The sequence below is a fragment of the Neobacillus mesonae genome, assembly GCF_023715155.1.
GTDB classification, from domain to species: domain Bacteria; phylum Bacillota; class Bacilli; order Bacillales; family Cytobacillaceae; genus Neobacillus; species Neobacillus mesonae_A.
This window is the reverse complement of record NZ_JAMBNQ010000019.1, coordinates 65,203-88,275: the sequence shown is the minus strand read 5'-3', so window position 1 is coordinate 88,275 and position 23,073 is coordinate 65,203. Positions and strand designations below refer to the sequence as shown.

Genomic DNA, 23,073 nt, shown 5'->3' with positions numbered 1-23,073 from the left:
CCGCCACTATAACCATACTAGATATCAATGGAATCTAAAAAAGATGACTCCTGTACAGTACAGGAATCATCTGTTACAGGTAGCCTAGGCCTTTTTTTAAAATGTCCTTTACAAGGGGTACACTTCAGATGGAATAGCCTTTTTTTATAGAATGTGTAAAAAGTATATTTGAATGGAACGGAAGGCATGAAGACTCTTGTCAAATGCTGACGCATGTCTTCGTGCTGGGGCGGATTATTCAATTTCCAGCGCAGTGAAGACCCCCAAAGTCCCTTAGCGCGCTCATTTGAAGCTCCCTGGACCGACCTAGCAAAGCGAAGTGCCAAATTTCAAATCTACGCCTTTTTATAAAGAATTCTATCTTTTTTTGATTCCCGACTTAACTTTTTCATTCTTTTTCCGATAAAATAAAATAAGAATGTATGAACTTAGAAGGGAGTATTTTTTCATGACACTGGCTAATCCATATCAAACCTATCAAAAACAAGCTGTCACGACATCAAAACCGGAAGATTTAACATATATGTTATACCAAGGAATGGTCAAATTTATCCGCTTATCCAAACTGGCTGTTCAAAATAAACAGTTAGAAGAAAGCCATAAATATAACCTAAGGGCGCAGGATATTATCAGCGAATTAATGGCCACCTTAAAAGAGGGATTTCCCGTTTCAGAATCACTGCAGTCACTATATGATTTCATGAAATCCCGCTTAATTGAAGCTAATTTAAAAAAGGATATCTCCATTTTAGATGAAGTGGAAGGCTTTGCCGTAGAATTAACGGAAACCTGGCAGGAGGCCATGAAACAAACGAAAAATAGTTAAGGTATGATGATCATGATGAATGAATTAACAAAAGCCATCCATGAAATAACACTGGCGATGAATCAGGCAGTAACCTCTGGTGATGAAGAAGAAGTTGAAAAGCTGTTAAATAAAAGAAATGTGTTAATGGGGAAGGTAGATGCTATAAAGGCTGAAGAGCCGGATTTTCAATATTCACCGGAAGCGAAGAAGAATTTAGAAAATACACTGAAGCTTGATCAAAAAATAGCAGATACTATTAAAAAAAATTTGGCAGAAACTCAAAATCAAATCCATCAGATAAAATTCAATAAACAAATGTCGCAAAAGTATCGTCCCTATTATAAACAAACAAATGGTGCTTTTATCGATTCGAAAAAATAAAAAAAATGTGTGTTCTTGACAAAAATATGACAAGAATACGCATTTTTTTATTTTTTATATCATTTTTTTCAATAACTTTACAAATTTTTCATATACAACAGCGGCATAAAATAGGATAATATGAATATTGGAAATGGAGTTTAACCTATAGAGTATATGAAAATAATATTTTAGTTGGCAAAGGACGATAGCTATGACCTGGAGGCAGTACATAAAAGACAAATCAACGAAGGGCAATCTCTATCACTTTATAGAATATAAGAAGAATAAACCCTTTTTTCAGCAGCCCCTTAAAATTACTGTTGATGACGATATAACCCACACCTATTATATGGTGAGAAATATTGTTTATAGAGATAAGCAGATTCTTGCCATGAAAAAAGACGATGACCCAAATACAATTATTTTAGTTGAAGCCGTTATTGAAGGCGGACAGCTAAAATATATTACCATGCTGCCTGATCCCATTTTGAAAGATGTAAGTGTCTTGTTTGATGACATGAATGAATAGGTTAGAAAGGATGATTTTCATTGAATATCGGTGATGATTGGTTTACAAAATCAATGTTAATCAATACTTTATACGGAAATAAAAATCTCCAAACACAAATCGGAAATGCCAGTACTGAATTTAGCCAATTGTTTCTTTCTGTATTAAACAACATATTAACGGAAACCGATATCGAGCCCCGTGTTGCATCAGAAATGTCTGCTGTTCCGGTTCCATCTGTAAAACTTGAAAACAACAGTCTGCCTCCAAGTATGCCTGCAGGAATGACTGATTTACCTGCCAAAAACGGCACTCTCCGCTTTAATGCTATAAGTGCAGAGCAAGTGAATCGTGAGCTGGATGGGAAATTGCAGGGAATGGGTGATGTATTCATCAGCGCCGGAAAAACTTTTAATGTCAATCCAGCATTGCTCGCATCTATAGCCCAGCACGAAACAGGAAATGGAAAATCAAGAGCCGCCCATGAAAAGAATAATATTGCCGGCATGATGGGGATTAATGGATTAAAATCATATGCGTCGGTAGAAGAAAGCATCATGGATATGGCACGGAATATAAGTAAAAACTATCTTGGAAGCGGCCTGACGAGTATTGCCAAAATCGGCGCTAAATATGCCCCGATAGGTGCTTCTAATGACCCGACCGGATTAAACAATCATTGGGTAACCGGTGTGACAAAGTATTTTAACAGATTTAGTGTTTGATGGTTATATAGGTCTTTTTGCCCTCTTTTTGCAAAATATGTAGATTTATAGTCCTTTTTTATAGTATATTTGTGAAGAAAATGATTATTTTGATAAACGAAAGTCAAAGAATATCAAATTTTTTAAGTTAAAGCGGGGGAATATTTTGAGCAATATTAATCTTCTTCAGTCTGCTCTAAATGCGTCAAGTTTACGTCAACAGGTGATTTCAAATAATATCGCAAACGCTGAAACCCCGGACTATAAAGGGAAAAAAGTCGTATTTGAAGATATTTTGAAACAGCACTTGAACAAGCAATCCAATTTTACCGGTAATCGGACCGATACCCGTCATTTTGTCATTGGTGCACCTTTTGATGCCCCAATTGCGAAAATTGTTGAAAATTCAAACACAACGATGCAAAATAACGGGAATAATGTCGACGTTGATGATGAAATGACAAATCTAAGTAAAAATGCCTTATGGTATAACACATTGGTTGAACAGGTAAATAGTGAATTTCAGCAGCTGTCAATTGCGATTAAAGGGAGGATTTAATACATATGTTTGATTCATTAAATATCAGTGCATCTGCATTAACGGCTAATCGTTTAAGAATGGACGTTACCTCCTCCAATATCGCGAACGCGTCCACCACAAGAGGAAAATTAGTGAATGGAAAATGGGAGCCATACCGCCGGAAGATGGTTGTCATGGAGCCAAGAGAAAAAAGCTTCAATCAGGTATTGAAAGGGGAAATCCAAAAACAATCTCAGGCAGGCATGCAGGGGGTAAGGGTTTCTGGAATTGTGGATGATCAAACACCATTTAAGATGGTTTACGATCCAGCAAATCCTGATGCGAATGCAGATGGATATGTGATGATGCCCAATGTCGATTTATCCAAGGAAATGGTGGATATGCTGGCGGCATCAAGAGCTTATGAAGCGAATATTACATCCTTTAACACCGGAAAATCAATCATGTTAAAGGCTTTGGAAATCGGCCGTTAGGAGGGCTTTAATTGAACATTTCACAAATCAATACCGGTTTAATCAAAATGAATCAAAATCCGTTTCAAAAAGTAGATACGAATCAGCCTGCAACATCGTTTGCGAATGTATTAAAGGGCTATTTAGATAATGTGGATACCACGGTCAAACAATCAACAGATCTTTCCAATAAGTTAGCTGCAGGTGAGATTGACAATATCCACGACGTAATGATTGCATCACAAAAGGCAAAAACAGCATTGGAGCTTACGGTGACGGTAAGGGATAAGGCTGTCGAGGCTTATCAAGAAATGATGCGTATGCAAATTTAATGAAAGATGGAAAGCTGGGCAGGGTGAGAAATGAATCGATCATGGACAGATCAAATCAAAAAAACGAAAGAGCACTTTAGCCAATATTGGGGGGCAAGAAGCGGAAAACAAAAATGGCTTATAATGGGATCCTTTTTGTTTCTGGTAATAGCCTTGTCAACCTTTATTTTTTTTGCGTCCCGCCCGGAATATGTACCATTATACACAGGGCAATTGACACAAAGGGAAATTGGGGATATAAAAGCTGAACTGGACAAACAGGGATTTACAGATTATAAGATTTCATCCAATGGGACGATGCTCCTGGTCCCAAAAAAGAATGCCCCTGATTTGGTTGTTAGTCTCGCTTCAGCAGGATATCCAAAAGATAATAAAATCAATTACGATGTTTTTGGTCAAAATCTTTCATTTGGGGCAACGGATAAGCAGTATGAAATCCTTGAGCGGGAGGCCATGCAGAACCAAGTTGCCAATGTATTGAAAAATGTAGAAGGAATTAAAAATGCTGAAGTCATTTTAACTTTGCCGCAGGATTCCGTGTTTATTAAACAGGATGACGAGCAAAAAGCAAGTGCTTCAGTCATGGTGGAAGTGGAGCCGGGGGTAAAACTTAACTCCCAGCAGGTACGGGCATTGTATACCTTAGTATCTAGAAGTGTTCCAAACCTTCCAATGGAAAATATCACGATCATGAATCAATATAGTGAAACCTATGCGCTAAACGATGAAAGTGATGACCAGTCATTAACGAAATATGATGAACAAAGAAAAGTTCAGCAAAATATTGAACGCGATATCCAGCAGAATTTGCAAAATTTATTAGGAACCATCCTTGGGACTGATAAAGTGTTTGTTCATACGTTTGTCAAAATGAACTTTGATAAGGTCAAAACCGAAGAAAATTTGGTGGAGCCTGCAAAGGACAGCAATAAAGGAATTGTTATCAGCTCTGAAAAAGATTCCAAGACCTATAGCGGTAAAGATGCCAACGCTGGAGGCGTTGTCGGCTCTGGCCCGACAGATGTGCCTGGGTATACGGGATCTAATTCAAATGGTGACAGCAATTATGAAGAATCTCAGGAAAAGGTGAACTATGAGATTAACCGGATTAATAAGGAAATTGTCTCAAGTCCCTATCAAATTGATGATATTACGATTAATGTCGGGGTCGAGCCGGATTCAGGCGGTAATACATTATCCCAAGCGACACAGGACAATATCCGGAACATTGTTTCAAATACAGTACAGACCGCACTGGGCCACCCGAACTTAACGCAAAATGAGATTGACAAGAGGATTACCATTTTTCCGCATACATTTGAGAAAAATAATACGGCTGCCCAGCCCGCGGGTACGAACTGGCTTTATGTTGCTGCAGCTGCGGCGGCGGGTGTCTTATTGCTGGGGGGACTCATCTGGTTCCTGCTTCGACGTAAAAAGCAGAATCAGGATGAGCCGGAGGAAGAAGTTGTCGTACCAAAGCCGGTTGAAAAAGTGGATTATTTTGCGGAAGAAGATATGGGTGTAGAAACACAGCTTAAGAAATTACTAGATCAAAGGCCAGATGATTTTTCAAAAGTAATCAAGTCATGGCTTCATGATGAGGAGGCGTAAATTCCATGGGAACTTCAAAGTTAACAGGAAAGCAAAAGGCAGCGATCTTGCTTATTTCTATGGGAAGAGAAGCTTCCTCTAAGGTATATAACCATTTGACAGATGAAGAAATTGAACAGCTCACTTTGGCTATTGCAAACGTCAATAAGGTGGATGCAAAAGAAAAAGAGGAAGTATTAACAGAATTTCATCAAATGTGCATTGCCAATGATTATCTTGAAATGGGCGGCATTAGTTTTGCACAGGAGGTTTTAGAGTCTGCAGTCGGAAGAGAACGGGCCAAGCAAATCATTCAAAAATTAACGATTCAGCTTGAGGTAAAACCATTTGATTTTGCCCGTCGTGTTGACCCGATGCAAATCTACCACTTTTTGCAAAATGAACATCCGCAGACGATTGCCCTTGTGCTTGCCCATTTAGAGCCGCAGCAGGCATCTGTTATTTTATCGTCGCTCCCTGAAGCGCTTCAGGCTGATGTGGCGAGAAGAATTGCCCAATTTGAACAAACGTCGCCAGAAGTAATCAAAGAGGTTGAACATATTTTAGAACAGCGGTTATCTGCTACAATCCGTAAAGACTTCAGTGTTGTCGGTGGAATTGAATCGATTGTCGGCATCTTAAACGGCGTCGACCGTGGAACAGAGAAGAGCATCCTCGACAGTCTTGGAAACAAAGATAAAAAATTGGTGGAAGAAATCAAACAGAGAATGTTTGTGTTCGAAGATATTATCAATTTGGATCGCCGTGCTATTCAGCGGGTCATCCTGGAAGTGGACAATCAGGATCTATTGCTTGCCATGAAGGCGGCAAGTCCGGAAGTGAAGAAAATCATTTTCGAAAATATGTCTCAGCGGATGGTCGACTCATTCGAAGAGGAAATGCAATATCTCGGCCCTGTTCGTGTCAAGGATGTAGAAGAGGCGCAAGGCCGCATTGTTTCTGTCATCCGCAACTTGGAGGAGTCCGGTGAAGTCTTCATTGCCCGAGGTGGAAATGATGGCCTCATACTCTAAAGTATTCAAGGGCTCAAATGTTTCCATCATGAGAGATGTAAAGGTTATTGCACAGCCGGTTATGCCAGCCATGTTCCAAAATGATGGGGATGATTCAGCTCAAAATGAAATACCTAATCATCAGCCATTAATTGAGGAGGCAAAAGCCCAGGCACAAGAAATTATCCAGGAAGCGAGACAACAGGCTGAATCGATAGAAACTGATGCACAAGAGAGAATCAGCCAGTGGTGGGAAGAAAATCAAAAGAATCTCGAGACAAAGTCTGCCGCTGCCAAAGAAGAAGGATTAAAACAAGGTTTCGAAATAGGTAAGCAGGAAGCAGCCGCAAAAGTGCAGCAGGAATATCACGATAAACTGACGCAAATGCAGGAATTGCTGGAACAGGCTTACTCGGAAAAAGAAGCCATTATTGCTGAAGCAGAACCGTTCTTGCTGGAATTAAGCACTGCCATTGCCACGCAAATTATCAAACAGGAACTTGACGATCATCCTGATAAATTTGTGGAAGTCATTAAACAGCATATCCTTCGCTTTAAGGAGAAAGAACATATCACCATTTGTGTACATCCCGATGATTTTCCGTTTATTCAATCACAGCGGGGACATCTTGTTTCCGTTGTCAATGGTGAGACAGAAATCAAAATTATTCCAGATCATTCCGTGACACCAAAAGGCTGTGTGATCCGCACAGCATATGGAAGTGTTGATGCCCGAATTGACACGCAGATGGAAGAGATAAAAAAGGTCCTTCTTGAGGCAGGAAAGGGAATGCAAAATGACGTTATCAGCTGAAAACTATGTGAAGCTTATACGTGGAATCGATCCGGTCAGAGTGAATGGGAAAATTACGCAAATCATCGGACTGACAATTGAATCGCAGGGACCTGACGTTAGAATTGGGGAATTATGTTCCATATACCCCGCACATTCTGGTACCCCTATCCAAGCTGAGGTTGTCGGCATAAGAGAAAATAAGGTGCTGCTGATGCCTTTAGGGGAGGTTCAGGCCATTGGTCCTGGATGTGACGTAGTTGCAAGCGGGAAACCTTTGATGGTGAAAGCGGGGCATCAATTATTAGGAAGAATTTTAGATGGTCTAGGACAGCCAATGGATGGGAAACCACTTCCGCTTGGGCTGGAAGAGGTTCATACACATGCTAAACCGCCCAACCCGCTTACCAGGCCGCGGATTTATTCGCCTCTCGAAGTGGGTGTTCGGACGATTGATGGCTTATTGACGATGGGGAAAGGACAGAGAATCGGGATATTTGCCGGGAGCGGTGTCGGAAAAAGTACACTGCTCGGAATGATTTCAAGAAATACGACAGCTGATGTGAATGTCATTGCCTTAATAGGTGAAAGGGGCCGCGAAGTCCTGGATTTCTTGGAGCAGAACCTTGGGGAAGAGGGGCTTAAAAAGTCCGTGGTCATTGTTGCAACCTCTGACCAGCCGGCTCTGATTCGGATTAAAGGTGCTTTAACGGCTACATCTATTGCTGAGTATTTTCGTGATCAAGGGAAAAATGTCTTGTTGGTTATGGATTCGGTCACACGTTTTGCTATGGCCCAAAGGGAAATTGGTTTGGCTATAGGTGAGCCCCCAACGACAAAAGGCTATACACCATCGGTTTTTGCCATGCTGCCACAGTTATTGGAACGGGCCGGTACCGGGCCAAAAGGCTCCATTTCGGCTATTTATACGGTTCTTGTTGACGGAGATGACATGAACGAACCCATTGCTGATGCGGTTCGAGGGATCCTAGATGGTCATATCGTTTTAAATCGGGCCATCGGGGGCAAAGGAATCTTTCCAGCAATTGATGTTTTAAGTAGTGCCAGCAGGGTAATGACAGAAATTACTTCAGATGAACATTTACAAGCTGCGAATAACTTCAAAAAACTGCTTGCCGCATACAATGAGGCAGAGGATTTAATTAATATCGGGGCATATAAAAAGGGTTCAAATCGAGAAATTGATATGGCGATGCGCTCAAAGCCGCTGATGGATCAATTTTTACGGCAGGGTATTTATGAGGCATCACAATTAGAAGAAGCGAGATCTTTCTTAATTTCACAATTTGGAGCGATGAGCTGATGGCTTTTACATTTCCATTTCAAAAAGTACTGGATTATAAGGAAAAAGAAAAAGAGTTTGCTCAAACAGAATATGGGACTAGCAAACTTAAACAAGTAGAGATTGATGAACAAATGCAAGATTTAGCGATAGAAAAAGAACAGGTTTTCATGCAATACAATCATGCTGACCGAAAAACCGTTTCAGAACTGCAGGAGGTACAGCAGGAATTGGAGCATCTCAACCTTAAAATGCAAAAACTGCAGGTGAAATCCAATGAAATTCATTTGGAAGTAGAGCGAAATCAGCAGGTGCTGATTGAACGGCTGCAGGAAACAAAAATGTGGAATCAATGGAAGACGAAGTCAATGGCTGCTTTTCAAAAGCAGGCAGAAAAAAAGGAGCAGGCCTTATTGGATGAAATGGCTGTCCTGCGTTATTCCCGTAAGGCATAAGGAGCGAAGTGTAATGGAAGAGAAGGAACATGGAAAACTACGGTCGTTTATTTATTTTGTATTTTTTCCATTACTGGGGATGTGTCTTTTCGGCATGTTTATTTTCAACTGGCTGGGATTCCCTGTGTGGCAGTCAGCCAAAGATTTTGGGAATAAACTGCCGGTTATAAGTGCGGTTCTTCCAGATCCTGCTCCGGTTGAAGCGAAAGATAACAACGGGTCTGATTATTGGAAACAACAATATAGCAAAAGCAATGCCGCATTAAAGGATGCCAATAATAAATTAGATGCTTTAAACAAAGAAATAGATTCGAATAAACAAGAGTTAGACGATTTAAAAAAGAACAACGAAGAATTGCAATCCCAATTGCAAGCAAATACAGACCAAAAAAATCAAGTTCAGGCCAAAAAGATTGCTGCTATCTATGATAATATGACACCTTCAAAAGCAGCTGCCATCATGGATGCAATGACATTGGAGGATGCAGCGATTACCATCTCGATGCTCGATGAGGATCAGCAAAGCAGTATCATGGGAAGTATGAAGGACACTAACCGTGCTGCCAAAATAACGTCACTGTTAAAAAGTATGGGAACGATTCAAACCACGGATATGAATGTAATGAAAGAGGAATTACAAAAGGTTCTTCAAACTGAACAGAATCCAACGGAAACGATAGCAGAAACGATTGCTCAGATTCCGCCTGCACAGTCAGCTGAACTGATGAAATCGATGATGAAAACAAATGCTCAAACCGCTTTAACTTTAATGAAAGACATGAACACAGCGAGCCGTTCGCAAATTTTAACCGAAATAGCCAAAAAGGATGCGGGACTGGCTGCAGATATCACAGTAAGCCTAGAGAAATAGAATTGACTCCAGGGAAGGAGAAAACCATGAAACACATCATGATGTTATTTGCGATTATTTTTTATCTTTTTTCATATCAGCCTTCTTCATTTGCCGCAGGGCTTACAGCTGCCGGCGAACCTTCCGTCTATGACACTATCCAAAAAGGTGACCAGACGTCCTCACCGAAATCGAATAATGTCGAAGATAGTGGATCTTCTATTTTCTCCTTATTTATTAAATTTATCATTTCATTTGCGTTTGTGATTTTTCTATTGTTTGTCTTATTACGCTTTCTTTCAAAACGTAACCGGCAGCTGCCGGCGAGCGGTCCAATCATCCCTTTAGGTGACTACACCCTTGGAAATAATCGTTCATTAAAAATTTTATTGATTGGAAACACCATCTATATTGTCGGTGTGGGAGAAACGATTACTCTTTTACGAACCATTACACAAGGTGAAGAGTATCAGCACCTGCTGGAAAGCCTCGAAACACAGGAAGAAACAGGGCAGGTAAAATGGCTCCCGGAGGATACAAAAAAATTGTGGAATTCTGTTTTTCAAAAACATTTACAAAACCTAAAGAAAGATCATAGAGAGGAGTAGGGATATGTATCGTAAGGTAGCATTCCTTGTACCTCTTCTAACATTGGGGGTTATGACGGCTGCACATGCAGCAGGTTCGGCAAATACTATTTTGCCCGGACTTGATTTAGGGTCCAATGATCCTGACAAAGTGTCAAATACGGTTCGGATTATTCTTTTAATAACCGTATTATCGATTGCACCTGCCATTCTTGTCCTAATGACATGTTTTACGAGAATCGTAGTCGTTTTAGGATTTGTCCGGAATGCCCTCGGCACCCAGCAAATACCGCCCAATCAAGTGTTAATCGGCCTGGCATTGTTCATGACTTTTTTTGTCATGGGGCCGACCTTCACGCAAATTAATGACCATGCACTCCAGCCGTTTATGGACGGAAAAATGACCCAGGAGCAGGCCTTTAAAGAAGCAAGCGGGCCGATAAAGGAGTTTATGGCAAAAAGTACCCGGGAGAAGGATTTAGCTCTGTTTATGAACTATGCCAAGATGAAACAGCCTAAATCTGTCCAAGATATTCCGTTAAGAGCACTGGTTCCGGCATATGCAATCAGTGAATTAAAAACAGCCTTTCAAATGGGCTTTATGATTTTTATTCCCTTCCTGGTCATAGACATGATTGTTTCCAGTGTCCTGATGTCGATGGGGATGATGATGCTGCCGCCGGTGATGATTTCCCTGCCATTTAAAATTTTATTATTTGTCCTTGTCGATGGCTGGCATTTAATTGTGGAATCATTGCTAAAGAGCTTTTAAGGAGTGACGAGAAATGACTACAGAAATGATTTTACGGTATGCCCAGGAAGCAATTTATACCATCCTTATCGTCATTGCACCGGTTGCAGGGGTTGCCCTGGCAGTAGGGTTATTGGTTAGTATCTTTCAAGCAGCAACCCAGATTCAAGAGCAGACACTGGCATTTATACCAAAGATTGTTGCTGTTTTTTTGACAATCCTTTTCTTTGGCGCCTGGATGCTAAGGCATGTAGTAGATTTCACTGAACACTTATTGGGAAATCTGTCTCAATTTGTGGGGTAGGTGATGATATTGGACACTGCTTACTGGTGGAGTTTTCTGTTAATATTTGTTCGAATCACTTCTTTTATGGTGTCAGTCCCTATATTTTCGGGCCGGCAAATACCAACAGCCTATAAAATTGGTTTTAGCGCTATTCTTGGCATTCTATGTGTAGGAATGGTGAAAGAACCCATTGCAGCACTGCCGCAGGGAACGATTATGATATTAATTTTGAAAGAATTTCTTGTTGGAATTGTGCTTGGACTGGCGGCTAATATTTTGTTGAATTCCGTACAATTAGCGGGCTCTATTTTGGATATGCAAATTGGTTTTTCAATGGCTAGTTTATTTGACCCGAACTTTGGGACGACGAGCCAGCTGACCGGACGCTTTAAAAATATTCTCGCGATTTTGGTTTTACTGGCTGTAAATGGACATCATATGCTGATTCAGGGAGTTATGGCCAGTTTCGATTGGATTCCATTAGATCAAACTGTTCCGGCTTTTACTGATGGGCGATTGTCTTTATTCCTATTAGAGTGTCTAAAGCAGATGTTTATGATTGGTTTTATGATGGCTGCTCCCATACTAGGTGCTATGTTTCTGACAGATGCGGCCATGGGGATTTTGGCCAAGACGGTGCCGCAGATGAATTTTTTTTCCGTTGCACCACCGCTTAAGATTTTATTGCATTTTATTTTATATATCGTTATTTTACCCAGTTTTTTCTATCTATTAAAAATTTTGTTTGAAAATATGTTCGACGCTATGTCTGCCATATTGAAAATAATGGGGGCGTAACCATGCTGCTTCGTTTAGATTTACAATTATTTTCCGGTGAAAAAACGGAAAAGGCAACGCCCGCTAAACGGCGCGAGGTTCGAAAAAAAGGGCAGATTGCCAAAAGCCAGGAGATTTCAACCGCTCTAACATTATTATTTGCTTTTTCTGGCTTTCTCATTTTGGGAAAGAGTTTTATAGAAGGGTGTCTTGATATTTATCGTCATAGTTTTCGAGAATATTTACTATGGGATTTATCGATTGAAAGCACAAAGCTCCTTTTCAATCAATTAGTCATCGATTCGGTTAAATTAGTGGCCCCTATTCTGCTCATTGTCATGATAGTAGGGATTGCTGCAAACCTCATGCAGGTAGGATTTATGTTTAATTTTTCCCTGCTAAAAGTGGATTTTAAAAAACTGGATCCGATTCAGGGCATAAAACGCTTATTTTCATTCAGATCGATTGTGGAATTGGTCAAGTCTATTTTAAAAATCCTTATCATCGGGGTAGTTGTTTTTATGGTGATTTGGAGCAGGAAAAATGAGTTTCTCACAATAGGTGAAAAAGATTTATGGAGTGCCTCGAGATTTGTAGGTTCCATGATCATTCAAATTGGAATCGCAGCTTCGGCTTCCCTTTTAGTGTTGGCAGCGGGAGACTTTATCTATCAAAAATTCAGCTTTGAAAAGAAGATTCGGATGTCAAAACAGGAAATCAAGGATGAATATAAGAAAACAGAAGGAGATCCTGTGATTAAGGGGAAAAGACGGGCTATTCAGCGGCAGATGGCCATGAATCAGATGATTCGGGAAGTGCCGAAAGCAGATGTTGTGATTACCAACCCTACCCATTTCGCTGTGGCCATCCGCTATGATTTTAACACAATGGATGCGCCTCAGGTCATAGCAAAAGGGCAGGATTATCTTGCATTAAAAATAAAAGAGATTGCGAAACAGCATAAAATTATGATGGTGGAGAACCGGCCGCTTGCACGGGCATTGTTTGCATCGGTCGAAATCGGTGAAGCTATTCCTGAGGAGCTGTTCAATGCGGTCGGGGAAGTTTTGGCGTATGTGTACTATCAAGAAGGACGATATAAGGGGATGATGACATGAAGGCAAAAGATATATCAATTTTAATCGTCGTAATTTTGATTGTCGCTATGATGATCATCCCGCTTCCAACGATCCTGCTGGATTTTCTATTAATATGCAATATATCGATTTCTCTATTAATCTTGCTCGTTGCGATGAATACAAAGGAAGCATTGGAATTTTCTATTTTTCCTACTGCCTTATTGTTGACTACACTATTCCGGCTGGCGCTGAATGTATCGACCACTCGTTCCATTCTTTCAAAAGCAGACGGCGGACAAGTGATTGAGACATTCGGCTCCTTTGTCATCGGCGGCAGTCCGGTTGTTGGTTTTGTTGTCTTTTTAATTCTTGTAGTGATTCAGTTCATTGTTATTACAAAGGGATCGGAAAGGGTAGCTGAAGTGGCCGCACGTTTCACCCTCGATGCCATGCCTGGTAAGCAAATGAGTATTGATGCTGATATGAATGCAGGATTAATCAGTGAGCAGGATGCCAGGACGCGCCGTCAGAAGATTGAACAGGAAGCAGACTTTTACGGGGCAATGGATGGTGCCAGTAAATTTGTTAAAGGGGATGCGATTGCCGGTATTGTCATTCTTTTGATTAACGTGATCGGCGGTTTTATTATCGGAATGGTCATCCACGGGATGGGCTTTGCTGAATCGGCGAGCACCTTCACCCTTTTATCAGTAGGGGACGGATTGGTCAGCCAGGTACCGGCATTATTAATTTCAACTGCAACAGGTATCACCGTCACCCGTGCGGCCTCTGACGGCAATCTCGGTACTGATATCATTCAACAAGTATTCAGCTATCCTAAACTGCTGTTCATTGTGGCGGGAACGATTATGATTTTTGGTCTGTTGACACCGATTGGCCTGATGCTCACTGTACCGGTGGCTGGTCTGCTGATCTTTGGCGGGCTGTCAATCAGAAAGGCGGTCAAAAAAGAGGAACTGCTCAACGAACAAAATGAAATAGCAGCGGAAATGGAAGACGATATCCGCAGTCCGGAAAAAGTCATTAATCTGCTTCAGCTGGATCCATTGGAACTGGAGATTGGCTATGGTTTGATTCCATTAGCTGATCAAAAGCAGGGCGGGGATATTTTAGACCGGATTGTCATGATCCGCCGGCAGTTTGCGCTGGAACTTGGTCTTATCATTCCGACAATCAGAATCCGCGATAACCTGCAATTGTCTGCAAACCAATATGTACTGAAATTCCGCGGCAGCAAAATAGCCTTAGGGGAAGTTTATTTGGATCATTTTCTTGCCATGACACAAGGTGCGGATGCCGGGGCTATTAATGGAATTCAGGTTATTGAGCCGGCATTCGGCCTTCCGGCTGTCTGGGTGACACCTGAAGAAAAACAAAAAGCAGAGTTAATGGGCTATATGATGGTTGACCCGCCTTCAGTTATTGCCACCCATTTAACAGAGGTGTTGAAACAATATGCCCACGAACTGCTCCACCGCGAAGAAACACAGGAATTAATTGATAACCTAAAAGAAACACATCCAAATCTAGTGAACGAATTGGTACCCAATCTGTTAACTGTCGGGGATATTCAAAAAGTGCTGCAAAACTTGCTGCGTGAACAAATATCAATCCGCGATTTAGCTGTCATTTTTGAAACATTGGCGGATTATGCCGTTTATACAAAGGATCCTAGAATTCTAACAGAATATGTACGGCAATCGTTAACACGGCAGATTACCGAGCAATATGCAGACAATGGGGTTATTCAAGTCCTGACGGCAGGTGCGACGCTTGAAAAAGGAATTTCTGACAGCCTTCAGCAGACAGAAGCAGGGGGATACTATCTATCTATGGACCCGCAATTGTCCCGCAGAATTACGGAAGAATTAAGGGGAGAAATCGAGAGGGTCATGAAAGCGGGCTCCCAGCCGATTTTCCTTACGTCACCAAATATACGAATGTATTTAAAGCAATTTGTTGATAAAATTATGCCTACAGTGCCTGTTCTCAGCTTTACTGAACTGGAGCCTGATATTGAGATTCAAAGTATCGGAGTGGTGAACATATGAAAACCAAAAAAATCGTAGCGGATTCCATCCCTCTAGCTTTAAAAATGGTCCGGCAGCAATTAGGCGACAATGCCATCATTGTCAATACCAGGGCCATTAAATCAGGCGGATTATTTGGCTTTTTTGCCAAACAAAAATTTGAGGTTACAGCTTATTCGATGGAAAAAGAAGCCCCGCAGCCTGAAAGAGAAGCTGCTATAAAGGAGAAAATCCGTCCCGTTGAAAAAGGCCAATCCAATCCTGTCAGTCCAGAAGAGGAAGAGCTTGAATTTTCAAATGAAACGAAAGCAAAGCTGATTGAAAACGTGCTGGTGAAAAGAAATCACCTCCATGTTTATGGAGATCACAGCAGCGAGGATCAAAACCAGCATGCAGAAGGTTTTGATACATTTGTTGGTGAGGGGAATTTTGATTCAAAGAGTTCTGTTTTTCATAAAAAACCGCAAATGCTGTATCAACTCTATTCCCATCCTGCTGAAAAGGTGAAAACCGAATCCGTTTCGGTTAAACCAGCAGCTGAACCTGAAAATCCGCTGCTAGATGAGATCAAAAGCCTGAGGAATATGATGATGACTTTTATGACAGGTGAAAAGCAGGAAAGCGGTCCATCAGCCCGTCTGTCCAAATGGACCAATCGCCTAAAGAAGCAGGGAGTGGCAGATGAAGTACTAGAATATATCGTCATGAATACCATCAATACTATCACAAACCAGTTTGGCTCACTTGAGGCAGCAGCTGAAGAGGATATAGAAAAAGAGATCATCGCGATTGTACAAGGAATGATAGAAAAGCGAGTTCCGAAATCTAATGTACTGCCGGAAGACATTCGCATGATTAATATCATTGGTCCGACAGGGGTTGGAAAAACCACGTCGATTGCCAAGCTGGCAACAGAACAAATTTTAAAACAAAAACGCCGTGTGGCGATGATTACGACGGATGTATACCGAATCGCTGCGGTAGAACAATTGAAAACCTATGCAGGTATATTAAATGTTCCGATTGAGGTTGCCCATTCAAGAGAGGAATTAGATCAGGCGATTGAGAAATTGAAGCATTTTGACCTGATTTATATGGATACAACCGGACGGAATTTCAAGGATGAGAAAAACCGGGAATCGGTCAGGGAATTTCTGACGTACCCTTTAAAAAGTGATCATTATTTAGCGTTAAGTCTGACAACGAAATATGAAGATCTTACATTAATCTTGAATGAGTTTTTAGACAGTCCAGTTAATAAGTTAATTTTAACAAAGTTTGATGAGACAACCAGCTATGGCACGATCTTAAACATTGCTTTTCAATACCCATATGAAATGGTGTATATCACCAATGGACAAAGTGTTCCAGAAGATATTACATTCATTGACGCAGGCCTCCTTGCTCATTCCATAGCAGGAGATGATAGGTAATGGACCAGGCACAGAGACTTAGGGAATTTATGAACCGCCATCATGTCCAAGAGGAGAAGAAACAGCCTTCAAGGATGATTACCATTACAAGCGGAAAAGGCGGGGTAGGAAAATCCAATTTCACGCTTAACTTTGCACTGGCATTGAAAGAGGCAGGGAAGAAAGTCGTGATTTTGGATTTGGATTTATCTACTGCTAATATCGATATTCTGATGGGGGCAACAGCCAAATTAAAAGGAAGTTTGGCTGATGTCATGTACCAGAAGAAATATCTATTTGACTGCATTGAAAAAGGTATTGGCGGAATTGATTACATTGCCGGCGGGTTAGATATACAAGAACTTATGAAATTAGACCAAAAGAAACTGATATTTTTCATGAATCAAATTCAGGAGCTAAATTCGTATGCCGATTTTATCTTGCTGGATACGGGTGCGGGGATTTCGAAAATGCTGGTCGATTTTATTTTAGCATCTGATGAAACGATTATGGTGACCACACCAGAGCCGACATCTATTGCTGATGCCTATTCCGTTATGAAAGCTGTCCATCAATTTACCGTACAGCCCCCGAAATTCCGGCTGGTAGTGAATCGGGCCAAAACATACCGGGAAGCTGTAGATACCTCAAGGGCATTAAAAAATGCAAGCAGTGTCTTTTTAAAAATGAATTTGAATACACTTGGTTTCCTTATGGAGGATGAGCATGTGGGAAAGGCTGTCAGGTCGCAGACCCCATTCTATCTATCCTATCCAAATTGTGAAGCATCGAAAAATATTAAACAAATTATGTATACATTTTTACCGGATATGGAAGGGAATCCATCTTCTCCTATTAAAGGCATTAGAGGATTCTTTGAGAAAATCCTGTTTTTAAGAAAATCTTAGGAAAGGGTGGTCCTGATGTTTGGAACATGGAAGCTGAATGCCTTTTTGGGGTTCATTGCCTTTATTTTTAGCTTTATTTTATCTATGGAAAATAATACATGGCTCACTTCCTTGTTCAGGGCATTAACCGGATTTGCTATTTTCTTTGTATTGAGCTATTTCGTCAGATGGATGCTGCATCAAATGGATTTAAACAAAAATGCAGAAAATCAAAATGGCCCATCTTCTTCAAAGGTAAAAAGGCAGCAGTCCAGCAAGACGGAAAAGCAGCAGCCAGTGAAACCATCAGCCTTTACGGAAGAAAATAGTACAGCTGGGAGCGGCACAACAGACGATTCTGCCTTCCAAGCCATTTCTTTAAATGCTTTACATAATAGGAAGGATGAAAATCTTCCCCAATAACATAACCCTATTGCAAGGAGGGATAAACGGTGAAACCAGTACTGAATGAATCCAATTTGAACCATCAGCTTTGGAGCAAATATCAAACCACAAATGATTTGGCTGTCCAGGAAAAATTGGTAAAGCAATATATGTATTTAGTTGAACGAATGGCCAATCGGCTTAGTCTGACCATCCCGCAGCGTATTATCCCGAAGGAAGATTTAATGGGGTTAGGCTTTATTGGTTTAATAGAGGCCGTTAAAAATTTTGATTATACCAAGGGATATCAATTTGAAACATTTGGTTTATGGCGAATCAAGGGGGCCATGCTGGACGGGGTTCGCAAAATGGACTGGATTCCGCGCGGTTTAAGGGAAAAGGTTAAGAAATTAAATGGTGCATTTCGTGACTTGGAGCAAACCTTATTAAGATCGCCGACAGAAGAAGAACTAGCGTCCTATTTGGATATGCCGGTGGAAGAAGTGGACCAGACGATGTCAGCATTGTCTTTCTCTACATTGCTTTCCTTGGATGAACCAATGAATGATATGGAGGATGACAGCAAACAGCAGAGCCGTCTGGATTATATTCGAGATGAGCATATGGAATCCCAGGAACAGCAGATCCAAATGGCTGAATTTAAAAAAATCATGGCGGAATGCATTGATGAGATGCCCAAAAATGAAAAACTGGTTCTCACCCTGCTATATTATGAAGGCCTAACACAGGTGGAAATAGCAGAAGTACTGAACCTTACAAAAGGAAGAATCTCGCAAATCCATTCCAAAGCGATTGTCCGTTTGCGCAGAAAATTTGAAAATATGGGTTTTTCATTTCATTCATTTGTATAGAACGGACAGGCGGTGAATAGTTTGGACCATAACTTTGAACAACGGGAATTTAAACGATTTATCTTTAAAAAACCTGTTGAGGGTTCCATTGAACCGACAATTCCATACACTGGTCATGCAAAGAAAACAATCTGGATCCTTGATATGAGCGCTGGCGGTCTTAAATTTGTGTGTGAAGATGCGTTTTTTGTAAATTATATTGAACTGTACAAAATCAAAACTACCATTCTCAATAAAGAATTGTTGTTGTTTGGAAAAATAATTAGGAAAAAGCAATTAACAAAAGAATGGTTCCAGTTTTCTATTCAATTTAACTTTGACTATCACCCAAACATGCCAAATCAAGAATGATTTTTTAATATTTTTTTTGAAACCTTTAGCATTATCATATATAATTTCCAATAGGGTCATTTTTTACAATTATCTATGACCTTCATACTTTAAAAGGATTGGGAGTAGTAACATGGAAAAAGTATTTATTTTTGGACATAAGAACCCTGACACAGACTCCATCTGTTCGGCACTTGCCTATGCAGACTTGAAAAAACAATTAGGATTAAATGTAGAGCCTGTTCGTCTTGGCCAGGTTAATGCTGAGACACAATATGCACTTGACACATTCAAGGCAGAAGCACCACGTTTAGTTGAGAAAGTGACAGATGAAGTAAAATCTGTTATCCTGGTTGACCATAATGAGCGCCAGCAAAGTGCGGATGATATTGCAGACGTACGTATTTTAGAGGTTATTGACCATCACCGTATTGCAAACTTTGAAACAAGCGACCCTCTTTATTACCGCTGTGAGCCTGTTGGCTGTACGGCGACTATTTTAAATAAAATGTACAAAGAAAATGGCAAAACAATCAGTAAAGAAATCGCCGGACTCATGCTTTCAGCAATTATTTCTGATTCCTTGCTGTTTAAATCACCAACTTGCACTCATGAGGATGTGGCTGCTGCCCAAGAATTAGCAGAAATCGCTGGGGTAGATGCTAATGTATACGGCCTGGAAATGTTAAAAGCAGGTGCGGATGTTAGCAGCAAAACAGTTGAAGAGCTATTGACTCTTGATGCTAAAGGATTTGAAATGGGTTCAGCTAAAGTTGAGATCGCTCAAGTAAACACTGTTGACCCATCTGATGTTCTTGTACGCAAAGCAGAAATAGAAGAAGCTATCAATAAAAAAGTGGCTGAAAAGAACTTAGACTTGTTCTTATTCGTGATTACAGATATTTTAACAAACGATTCAGTCGCCCTTGCACTTGGCGGAAAAGCTGCTGCAGTAGAAAGAGCTTATAATGTAACATTAACCGAGAATACAGCTACATTAAAAGGTGTCGTTTCTCGTAAGAAACAAATTGTTCCTGTATTAACAGATGTTTTTAAAACAGTAGAAATCTAATAATAAAAAAATGTCCATGTCATTAGCCGGCATGGACATTTTTGTTTATTCCGCTTTTTTCTGATCTTCTTCCTTTTTTTGATTGAGCATGAAAAAAGTGAGCGGCTGTTCAGAGCCTGTCATTAGTTTGTAAACATAGGAAGAAGTTAATTTATAGCCGTCTTCAATTTTAGAAGCCAAAAAGTTTGTCCTCTCAAAGATAATGGAACGAATATGATTCAGCTGCCTGAGCATTTTCTCTGTTAATGCTTCTTGATTGTCCAGTCTTTGCAGGACTTCACCCTGAAACTCCTCTTGCTTAGCTGCTGTATTCTTTTGAATTTCTAACTGTTCGTCTATTTGCTTCGTCATTTGCTGGTTGGTTTTGTCTTGCACTTCCAGCCGCTGCTTCATTTCCTGCAGGCTTTCTGAAAGCTCATTCACTTTTTCCAGCATATTTTCCTTTATCAATGCCTCATCTTCCAAAGCTTTCTCAAAGTGTATATTTTTCTCCTTTAGAGTTTGTAAAAATTGGATAATCTGTTGTTCAAAATCCTTTTGCTCCAGGTTATTTTTTCTTAATTCGGTTAATTGCTGATCTACTTGATTCCACTGTTGCAGGTGGCTTTTTTCTTGCGTCATGGTACGGGACTTTAATTCCGCTAATGAATGTTTTAATGCTGCATTGGCCTGCTCTTGCTCTTTCATTATTTCAGTCAGAAAATCCCGTCTTGAGTAGGCTTGATTTGGTTCCTGGATGGATTTGTTGTTTTTATATAAACCAGGGTTTTGTCTTTTATTCATGTATAAGCCCAATCACACTCCACTCCTTTTTTAGTTTTTTTGTTAGTTTATGCGTAACATATGGAGGAGGGGACAATATTGGGCTTTGGCGTGTTTTTGAGATACTGGGTTTGAATGGAAGTGTTATGGAAAACATGTACTATTGCTGTTTGTGAGAGACGGCGGTAAAAAGACGAGTTATATAACGCATCCAGATGTAAATTTCAGGATGAGATGGAAAAGGAATGGGTTTTGGTTCTATTGCATGACCAAGAGGAAAAAGAAGGGTGGCGGTAAAAAGGAGCAGGTTCTATTGCCCGCTAGAGAAGAAAAAGGAGGCTAATGGTAAGAAGAAACCGTATCTATTGCCCGCTAGAGAAGAAAAAGGAGGCTGACGGTAAGAAGAAACCGTATCTATTGCCCGCTAGAGAAGAAAGAAGAGGGTAACGGTAAAAAGAAACCGTTTCTATTACCCGCTAGAGGAGAAGAAAGAGGGTAACGGTAAAAAGAAACCGTATCTATTGCCCGCCAGAGAAGAAAAAAGAGGCTGGCGGTAAAAAGGCCTGTGTTCTATTGCCCGTCAGGAAGAAACAGCGGGGTTAATGGTAAAAAGAAACATGGTCCATTATTTCCGCAGGTGTTGGCAACCAGCTGCATAACAATAATAAGAAACTTTTCTTTTTCATTTTGACAAAAACAAGTAAAAGGTATATCATTATCTTGAATTCGAGATAATAACGATTGAGATTTAATGAAGGAGAGATAGAGATGTTACGAAAATTAGATAATAAAAACATGGGCAGAAGTAATTTAGGATGGTTAAAAAGTGTGTTCCACTTTTCATTTGCGGAATATTATAATCCAAAAAACATTAATTTTGGGATGCTCCGGGTAATAAATGATGATATGATTGCTCCGGGAACCGGTTTTGATCTTCATCCACACCAAAACATGGAAATTATTTCTTATGTGGTGGAAGGCGAGCTTACACATGGGGACAGCATGGGGAATAAAAGCACTATTAGCCGCGGACATGTTCAATATATGAGTGCTGGAACAGGAGTATTTCATAGTGAACAAAACTTGGGGGATCAAGCACTTAGATTTTTACAAATCTGGATTATCCCAGATAAGAATGGCTACACTCCAAACTATGGTGACTACCGATTTAACTGGGATGACCGCCATAACAAATGGCTTCATATGGTATCAAATAAAGAAGGAAATGCGCCAATAAAAATAAATCAGGATGCCAATATCTATTCACTTGAACTTGATAAAGGGAAAGAAATCAGTTTTCCGGTTGCAGAAGGAAGACAAGCCTACATGGTTCAGGTCGAGGGAAACTCAAGCGTGAATGATATCGAACTTGGAACAAGAGATGCAATGGAGATTGTCGGGGAAGACATTCTGATTAAAGCGAACGAAAAGACTCATGCAGTAATCTTGGAAATGAAAAAAATAGACTAAACAAATTTAGGTTGTTCCTTTTTGGGTAAGTAGTTCCGTTTCGGTGGACAAGCATACCAAACAGCATGTTAAATAGGAGACAAAGTCACATACGATTTTGTCTCCTATTTTCCTCTTATTTATCAACCACCAAGAGCTATAACCACTTTAATTAGCCAGCAAAATCGCAGCCTAAAAAACATATTGACAATAGTTGTTGTCAATGAGCTAATTACTTGTTAATTCCTATGCAATTAGCTAGGTTGTTTTTTACTGAGGTTCACTTGGTTTTTTTGAAACATAAGTAGTCCATAATTGGGTAACCGGCGAAGGTAAAATAAGCGGAGATTTTTCCGCTATATGCAGAATGGAGCTCGTTTCGGGGAATATAAGGGGAGGTTTTCCGCTTATCCAAAGCAAAATTACCTATTTTCACATTTTTTGAGTCAATAGGCGGAAACCCTCCGTCTATTTTAGCTATTTTCAGTGTTTTTTGTTACTTAAGGGAAATTTCTCCGCCTATTTATCAAACTTGCCTTAGCATTTAACGACTTGTACAACCTCTCCATATTAAAGATAAAAATCCCAAGCTTTTTTGTGTGCTAGTTATATTGTTAATTACTTGTTATTCATGCAACGAATTCTTAGATATTCTCCAC

General features: G+C 40.3%; 28 protein-coding genes. 27 read left to right on the top strand and 1 reads right to left on the bottom strand.

The genetic code is table 11. The annotated features are described in order from the left end of the window. The 26 genes from M3183_RS16030 to M3183_RS15905 form a co-directional block, all read left to right on the top strand. The coding region (locus M3183_RS16030) for an IS3 family transposase (RefSeq protein ID WP_251471210.1) at window positions 1-88 on the top strand (88 nt) is incomplete at its 5' end. A gap of 360 nt (window positions 89-448) precedes the next feature. Next, window positions 449-826: a flagellar export chaperone FliS gene (gene fliS, locus M3183_RS16025; RefSeq protein ID WP_251471194.1), complete on the top strand. Its 378-nt coding sequence runs from the start codon at window positions 449-451 to the stop codon at window positions 824-826. Window positions 827-838: 12 nt separating this feature from the next. Then, window positions 839-1,189, top strand: coding sequence for a flagellar protein FliT (gene fliT, locus M3183_RS16020; protein WP_251471192.1), 351 nt, complete (start codon window positions 839-841; stop codon window positions 1,187-1,189). A 193-nt stretch (window positions 1,190-1,382) separates the two neighbouring features. Further along, on the top strand, window positions 1,383-1,700 hold the full coding sequence (locus M3183_RS16015) for a hypothetical protein (RefSeq protein WP_251471191.1): 318 nt from the start codon (window positions 1,383-1,385) through the stop codon (window positions 1,698-1,700). Window positions 1,701-1,720: 20 nt separating this feature from the next. Continuing rightward, window positions 1,721-2,404 (top strand): glucosaminidase domain-containing protein, encoded by a 684-nt coding sequence (locus tag M3183_RS16010; protein WP_251471189.1) that lies wholly within the window; start codon window positions 1,721-1,723, stop codon window positions 2,402-2,404. Between the two features lie 145 nt (window positions 2,405-2,549). Continuing rightward, window positions 2,550-2,942: a flagellar basal body rod protein FlgB gene (gene flgB, locus M3183_RS16005; protein ID WP_251471186.1), complete on the top strand. Its 393-nt coding sequence runs from the start codon at window positions 2,550-2,552 to the stop codon at window positions 2,940-2,942. Further along, window positions 2,942-3,397: a flagellar basal body rod protein FlgC gene (gene flgC / locus M3183_RS16000; protein ID WP_251471208.1), complete on the top strand. Its 456-nt coding sequence runs from the start codon at window positions 2,942-2,944 to the stop codon at window positions 3,395-3,397. Before flgB ends, flgC begins: the two co-directional genes overlap by 1 nt. Before the next feature lie 11 nt (window positions 3,398-3,408). Next, window positions 3,409-3,708 (top strand): flagellar hook-basal body complex protein FliE, encoded by a 300-nt coding sequence (fliE, locus tag M3183_RS15995; protein WP_251471184.1) that lies wholly within the window; start codon window positions 3,409-3,411, stop codon window positions 3,706-3,708. Between the two features lie 30 nt (window positions 3,709-3,738). Then, a complete protein-coding gene (gene fliF / locus M3183_RS15990; protein WP_251471182.1) occupies window positions 3,739-5,322 on the top strand; it encodes a flagellar basal-body MS-ring/collar protein FliF in 1,584 nt (527 codons plus the stop codon). A gap of 5 nt (window positions 5,323-5,327) precedes the next feature. Further along, the gene (gene fliG, locus M3183_RS15985; RefSeq protein WP_251471180.1) at window positions 5,328-6,335 is read left to right on the top strand and encodes a flagellar motor switch protein FliG; all 1,008 of its coding nucleotides are present in this window, start codon (window positions 5,328-5,330) and stop codon (window positions 6,333-6,335) included. Beyond that, window positions 6,289-7,128, top strand: coding sequence for a FliH/SctL family protein (locus M3183_RS27330; protein WP_251471179.1), 840 nt, complete (start codon window positions 6,289-6,291; stop codon window positions 7,126-7,128). Before fliG ends, M3183_RS27330 begins: the two co-directional genes overlap by 47 nt. Next, the gene (gene fliI, locus M3183_RS15975) at window positions 7,112-8,431 is read left to right on the top strand and encodes a flagellar protein export ATPase FliI (RefSeq protein WP_251471177.1); all 1,320 of its coding nucleotides are present in this window, start codon (window positions 7,112-7,114) and stop codon (window positions 8,429-8,431) included. Before M3183_RS27330 ends, fliI begins: the two co-directional genes overlap by 17 nt. Beyond that, complete coding sequence (fliJ, locus tag M3183_RS15970; RefSeq protein WP_251471174.1) at window positions 8,431-8,865, top strand: flagellar export protein FliJ; 435 nt, start codon at window positions 8,431-8,433, stop codon at window positions 8,863-8,865. The genes fliI and fliJ overlap by 1 nt, the downstream gene beginning before the upstream one ends. A gap of 13 nt (window positions 8,866-8,878) precedes the next feature. After that, window positions 8,879-9,736 carry a MotE family protein gene (locus M3183_RS15965; RefSeq protein ID WP_251471172.1) on the top strand — a complete coding sequence of 286 codons (858 nt, stop codon included), beginning with the start codon at window positions 8,879-8,881 and terminating at the stop codon, window positions 9,734-9,736. Between the two features lie 26 nt (window positions 9,737-9,762). Next, window positions 9,763-10,323: a flagellar biosynthetic protein FliO gene (locus M3183_RS15960; RefSeq protein ID WP_251471170.1), complete on the top strand. Its 561-nt coding sequence runs from the start codon at window positions 9,763-9,765 to the stop codon at window positions 10,321-10,323. Window positions 10,324-10,375: 52 nt separating this feature from the next. Further along, window positions 10,376-11,074, top strand: coding sequence for a flagellar type III secretion system pore protein FliP (gene fliP, locus M3183_RS15955; RefSeq protein WP_285880060.1), 699 nt, complete (start codon window positions 10,376-10,378; stop codon window positions 11,072-11,074). 13 nt (window positions 11,075-11,087) lie between these two features. Further along, a complete protein-coding gene (gene fliQ, locus M3183_RS15950; protein WP_251471168.1) occupies window positions 11,088-11,357 on the top strand; it encodes a flagellar biosynthesis protein FliQ in 270 nt (89 codons plus the stop codon). Window positions 11,358-11,360: 3 nt separating this feature from the next. After that, window positions 11,361-12,137: a flagellar biosynthetic protein FliR gene (gene fliR, locus M3183_RS15945; RefSeq protein WP_251471167.1), complete on the top strand. Its 777-nt coding sequence runs from the start codon at window positions 11,361-11,363 to the stop codon at window positions 12,135-12,137. Between the two features lie 2 nt (window positions 12,138-12,139). After that, a complete protein-coding gene (gene flhB / locus M3183_RS15940) occupies window positions 12,140-13,234 on the top strand; it encodes a flagellar biosynthesis protein FlhB (RefSeq protein WP_251471165.1) in 1,095 nt (364 codons plus the stop codon). Next, complete coding sequence (flhA, locus tag M3183_RS15935; RefSeq protein ID WP_251471164.1) at window positions 13,231-15,267, top strand: flagellar biosynthesis protein FlhA; 2,037 nt, start codon at window positions 13,231-13,233, stop codon at window positions 15,265-15,267. The genes flhB and flhA overlap by 4 nt, the downstream gene beginning before the upstream one ends. Next, window positions 15,264-16,679: a flagellar biosynthesis protein FlhF gene (flhF, locus tag M3183_RS15930; protein ID WP_251471163.1), complete on the top strand. Its 1,416-nt coding sequence runs from the start codon at window positions 15,264-15,266 to the stop codon at window positions 16,677-16,679. The genes flhA and flhF overlap by 4 nt, the downstream gene beginning before the upstream one ends. Next, window positions 16,679-17,566, top strand: a complete 888-nt coding sequence (locus tag M3183_RS15925; protein WP_251471162.1) for a MinD/ParA family protein — start codon at window positions 16,679-16,681, stop codon at window positions 17,564-17,566. Before flhF ends, M3183_RS15925 begins: the two co-directional genes overlap by 1 nt. A gap of 15 nt (window positions 17,567-17,581) precedes the next feature. Continuing rightward, window positions 17,582-17,968 (top strand): hypothetical protein, encoded by a 387-nt coding sequence (locus M3183_RS15920; protein WP_251471161.1) that lies wholly within the window; start codon window positions 17,582-17,584, stop codon window positions 17,966-17,968. Window positions 17,969-17,997: 29 nt separating this feature from the next. Beyond that, window positions 17,998-18,801 (top strand): sigma-70 family RNA polymerase sigma factor, encoded by an 804-nt coding sequence (locus tag M3183_RS15915; protein ID WP_251471159.1) that lies wholly within the window; start codon window positions 17,998-18,000, stop codon window positions 18,799-18,801. 21 nt (window positions 18,802-18,822) lie between these two features. Further along, window positions 18,823-19,152 carry a PilZ domain-containing protein gene (locus M3183_RS15910; RefSeq protein WP_251471158.1) on the top strand — a complete coding sequence of 110 codons (330 nt, stop codon included), beginning with the start codon at window positions 18,823-18,825 and terminating at the stop codon, window positions 19,150-19,152. A 112-nt stretch (window positions 19,153-19,264) separates the two neighbouring features. Then, entirely contained in the window at window positions 19,265-20,203 is a 939-nt protein-coding gene (locus M3183_RS15905; RefSeq protein ID WP_251471157.1) for a manganese-dependent inorganic pyrophosphatase, read from the top strand. Between the two features lie 45 nt (window positions 20,204-20,248). Here the strand turns inward: M3183_RS15905 and M3183_RS15900 are convergent, their stop codons facing one another. Further along, window positions 20,249-20,998 (bottom strand): hypothetical protein, encoded by a 750-nt coding sequence (locus M3183_RS15900; protein WP_251471154.1) that lies wholly within the window; start codon window positions 20,996-20,998, stop codon window positions 20,249-20,251. 735 nt (window positions 20,999-21,733) lie between these two features. On the opposite strand from M3183_RS15900, the gene M3183_RS15895 reads away from it, so the two are divergent. Next, window positions 21,734-22,435 carry a pirin family protein gene (locus M3183_RS15895; protein WP_251471152.1) on the top strand — a complete coding sequence of 234 codons (702 nt, stop codon included), beginning with the start codon at window positions 21,734-21,736 and terminating at the stop codon, window positions 22,433-22,435. Window positions 22,436-23,073 lie beyond the last annotated feature (638 nt).